Below are 2,839 nucleotides of genomic sequence, written 5' to 3'. Positions count from 1 at the left end.
ACCCACTGGACATTCCTCCACACAGATTTCACAGGACGTACATAAATCTCCATCCAGAATTATCTCTCCATTGTCTCCTACAGTAAGTGCCAATGTGGGGCACTCGAGGCACGGTTTTTCCTGGCAACTGAGGCAGGCGATAGCCATCTCCACACCCACATTTTCCAGCTTTGCAACACGAATTCGGGACATAGCACGGGTGACACCATCAAAGTGAAACGCACTACACGCAACTTCGCACATGCGGCAACCCACACAAATCTTAAGTTCGCAGTGGATCATTGTTCTGATATCACTTTTGCCGAATGATCATCTTTGTAAGCACAAATAAAGATCTGCCCATTAATCCCATCCGATTCTCTATTACTGGAGATGAATATTCTCCTAAAGCTGGATGTTTCCACAATAAATCCCGTTTCTCTTTTGCGTGAACATTGTTTTCCCGTTTTCTGTTCATTGAAAAGATACTGAATTTTCATGAAATATGGATGTTTGTTGTGAATTCATTGCTTACCTCCCGTAACAGTTCAGCGAATTTCACTGTGGTCCAGTCCGACGCTTCAGAATGGGAAACTACTCTTAAGCCACTCCGTCAACCTCCAGAGGCTGAAAGCGGACATATGATAAGATAGAAATATCACATCATTCTTTTTTAGCATGCCATTCAGCTAGAACTTCAAACTCCCGTTTAGCGGATATATCCTTCTTCCAGATTTTTTCAAGTAGCCCCATGGTAGTTTGATACAGATCGATGTTCAAAAGATTAGTTTTCTATGGTGAAGTCTCTGACCAGCCGGGCATTATAATCAAATCCTTCAGCTTTCCCCTGCCGGCGGCCCACGAAAAAGAGGGCGCTCCCCACAGCCAGCCATAAAATTGTCCAGATAAAGACTGTTTTCAAAATAGACATCATGAATATGAGCATGACGACCGCTGTGAAAAGTCCAATGCAGCTAACAATCAAAGGTGCTGGCTTGAATTGAGCCGACTCATAGAGCGGCCGGTTGACTTTCGGCAACACCATGAGTGACACCCCCTGGAGAAAATAGACGATAAAAATTCCGATGAGTCCTGTGTTCAAAAGAAATTGTACTGATTGCGTCCATATAAGAACAATGCAGATGACAGCACTGATGATGAGGCTAACGTGGGGTGTTCGCCATTTGGGGTGGACCGCCGAGAGAAAACCTGGCATGAGACGGTCTTCACTGAAGACAAAGAACATCCGTGATGGGACAAGTATGGATCCGTTGATGCTGGTGAGGAATGCGCTCATGGCGCCAAGGGCCACGATGCCGGCGCCCCAGGGCGGAAGATACTCCGCTGCTGCATCGGCCATGGCAGATTGGGATTGAGCCAATACTTCAGCGGGAAGAACCCCAAACGCCACAAAGGACATGAGAAAAAAGATGACCACTGACGCAAGAACACCTCGTACAAATATGGCGGGGAGCGTCCGTGTGGCATCCTTGGTCTCTCCCGCCGTCTGGGCCAACGTCTCAAAACCAGCATAGCTGAAAAAGAGCACGGGCATGGCTGCCAGAAGGCCACTCCACCCCTTTGGCAGAATCGGGTCGTAATAGCTGAGGTCAACAGCTGCCAGTCCCGGTACCACAAGCAGTACAATGCTGATTATGAGTACAATTAACATTCCTATCTGAACCCTGCCATAATGCTTGATACCAAAGATATTCACCCCGTAGAACACTACCAGTACAATGACACCCCAGAAACGGGGATCCTGACCGGGGATGAAGAAATTCATATATTCACCAAAACTGGTAGACATGAAAGATATGGCTCCAACAAACGCCACCAGCTTCATCCACATGGCCACAAATCCGATATAATAATTCCCGAACGTTCTAGAAATATGTAGATACGCACCACCGGGGCGGTTCCCGAGAGGTGTTGATGAAAAAACACTGTATGCAAGAGCTGTAGCGAGAACAATGGGCGCAAACAGAAGATAGGCAAAGGGAACTGAACTCCCCGCCACGGCACCAGCTTCTCCTGTCACACGAAAGATGCCGGCGCCCACCAGAATACCAACGATGGTGGCGTAGCCGGAGAGAGGACCGAGATCACGACGGAGGGTTGAATCACTCAAAGGTTCTTCCTCAATCCAGTTTAGCCTCAAATCCCAGAGGCAAAAACCGGTTTAGGCTTGCACAACAAAACCAATTTCCGCGAAGTTTACAATCCCGTCCCGAAGATCGGGGCTAAATTGGTTTTGAATTCCCCGCTCTACCGCTAACCAATCCCCTCTTTAATGACCTTCTCCATGGCATCGGCAAAACGATCGATCTCTTCCAGCGTTGTATAGACATGGGGCGTCACACGGATCCCCTCGAATTCATCATGCTTGATGGGGGTGACGATAATGCGGTAGTCGTCCCAAAGATGCTTCGTCAGGTCTGAAGGATCAACGCCTTCGATCTGCACCGTTCCAATACCGCACCCTTTCCCGGACTTGAGGCTCGTGTGGAGGCGGATGCGGTCGTGCTTCAGCAGCCGCTTCGCCCATCGATCGCGCAGGTAGATGAGGCGGGCCCCCTTATTTTTACTACCGATTCCTTGCTGGAAGGTGAGGGCATCGCCAATAGCGATATAGTTGGCCGCTGGATGGGTACCGATCTCCTCGTACTTGCGAATATCATCCATCCCGCACTCTGACGGAGCTTGAAGGGGCCAGAGCTCCGCTATCTTGTCTCTGCGGACGTAGAGCATGCCGGTCCCGATGGGGGCGCAGAGCCACTTGTGGAGGCTTGTGGCGTAGTAGTCGCAGTCGAGATCGGCATGGGTGAAATCGAAATGAGCGAATGTATGGGCGCCGTCC

At 49.6% G+C, this 2,839-nt stretch carries 3 protein-coding genes; all 3 read right to left on the bottom strand.

The window, feature by feature from the left end; all coding sequences use genetic code 11:
- On the bottom strand, positions 1 to 282 hold a 282-nt coding region (locus QF669_04760), incomplete at its 3' end, for a 4Fe-4S binding protein (protein MDP6456749.1).
- 481 nt (positions 283 to 763) lie between these two features.
- The gene (locus tag QF669_04755) at positions 764 to 2,110 is read right to left on the bottom strand and encodes an amino acid permease (GenBank protein ID MDP6456748.1); all 1,347 of its coding nucleotides are present in this window, start codon (positions 2,108 to 2,110) and stop codon (positions 764 to 766) included.
- 143 nt (positions 2,111 to 2,253) lie between these two features.
- Positions 2,254 to 2,839: aminotransferase class V-fold PLP-dependent enzyme (locus QF669_04750; protein MDP6456747.1), on the bottom strand; the 586-nt coding region annotated here is incomplete at its 5' end.

Source organism: Candidatus Neomarinimicrobiota bacterium (assembly GCA_030743815.1).
GTDB lineage: Bacteria > Fidelibacterota > Marinisomatia > Marinisomatales > S15-B10 > UBA2146.
The sequence above is the reverse complement of the archived record's forward strand: the minus strand, read 5'-3'. Positions and strand labels throughout refer to the sequence as shown.